Raw genomic sequence first — 1,198 nt, 5'->3', positions numbered from 1 at the left:
TCATTGGTGTCACTCTCCTTGGGGGTGCAGACCGGGGCTGCGGCTGGCGGTGCCGGCGCGCGGGTGGTGGACGCTGGTCTCGCAGTGGTTCGCGGAGCAGGGGTTCGCGGTGCTCGTCACCGACGGGCGGGCCACGCCCGGCGCGCCGTCGTGGGAGCGGATGAACACCGGCGACAAGCGGGACACGGCCGTCGCGGACCAGGTGCGGGGGCTGCGGGCGGCGGCAGCCGGCCGGCCGGACCTCGACCTGGACCGGGTCGGCATCCGCGGCTGGTCGTTCGGCGGCTTCCTCGCCGCGGCGGCGGTCCTCACCCGGCCGGACGTCTTCCACGCCGCCGTCGCGGGCGCACCCGTCACGGACGCGCGGCTGTACGACACGCACTACCAGGAGCGCTTCCTCGGCCACCCGGAGAAGTTCCCCGAGCACTACGACCGTTCGTCCCTGGTGGGCCTCGGCCACCGGCTCAGCCGGCCCCTGCTGTTCGTCCACGGCCTCGCCGACGACAACGTCGTCGCCGCCCACACCCTGCGGCTGTCCGCCGAGCTGCTGGCCGCGGGCCGGCCGCACAGCGTCCTGCCGGTGCCCGGCGCGTCGCACATGATCTCCGATGACGCGATCGCCGAGAATCTCCTCTGGTTCGAGCTGGCGTTCCTGCGGCGGGAGCTGAACGCCGGCCCCCCGGCGTACGTATGAGGGCGCTGAGGCACACGATCAGAACGCCGGGCCCGCCGGCCCAAGGCGGACGACCGGCACACCAGGAAAGGGCCCCACCATGACGCAATCCCGCAACCCGGCCCGGCTCACCGCCCGCCGCACCGTCGTGGCCGCCGTCGGCGCCGGCGGTCTCAGCGCCGCACTCGCCGCCTGCGGCGACGACTCGGGCGGCTCCGGCGACTCCGGCAGCGAGCAGGTGCAGCCGGAGGAAGGCGGCGACGACGGCGCGCAGCTCGGCACCACGGGCGAGGTGCCCGAGGGCGGCGGCAAGATCTTCAAGGACGAGAAGGTCGTCGTGACGCAGCCGGAGCCGGGCGAGTTCAAGGCGTTCTCCGCGGTCTGCACGCACCAGGGCTGCATCGTCAGCAGCGTCGAGGACGGCACGATCAACTGCGCGTGCCACGGCAGCAAGTTCGCCATCGCGGACGGCAGCGTCACCAAGGGGCCGGCCACGCAGCCGCTGCCCGCGGAGGACGTACGGGT

The 1,198-nt window shown here is 74.0% G+C and carries 2 protein-coding genes; both read left to right on the top strand.

From position 1 onward, the window contains the following. Nucleotides 1-694: alpha/beta hydrolase family protein (locus tag H5J30_RS34435; protein WP_181791744.1), on the top strand; the 694-nt coding region annotated here is incomplete at its 5' end. A gap of 79 nt (nt 695-773) precedes the next feature. Further along, nucleotides 774-1,198, top strand: a 425-nt coding sequence (locus tag H5J30_RS34430) for a Rieske (2Fe-2S) protein (RefSeq protein WP_181791743.1), incomplete at its 3' end; no start/stop codon positions are given.

Source organism: Streptomyces phytophilus, assembly GCF_013870535.1.
Taxonomy (GTDB): Bacteria; Actinomycetota; Actinomycetes; order Streptomycetales; family Streptomycetaceae; genus Streptomyces; species Streptomyces phytophilus.
Note: the sequence above shows the minus strand (reverse complement) of the source record. Positions and strands in the feature narration are given on the sequence as shown.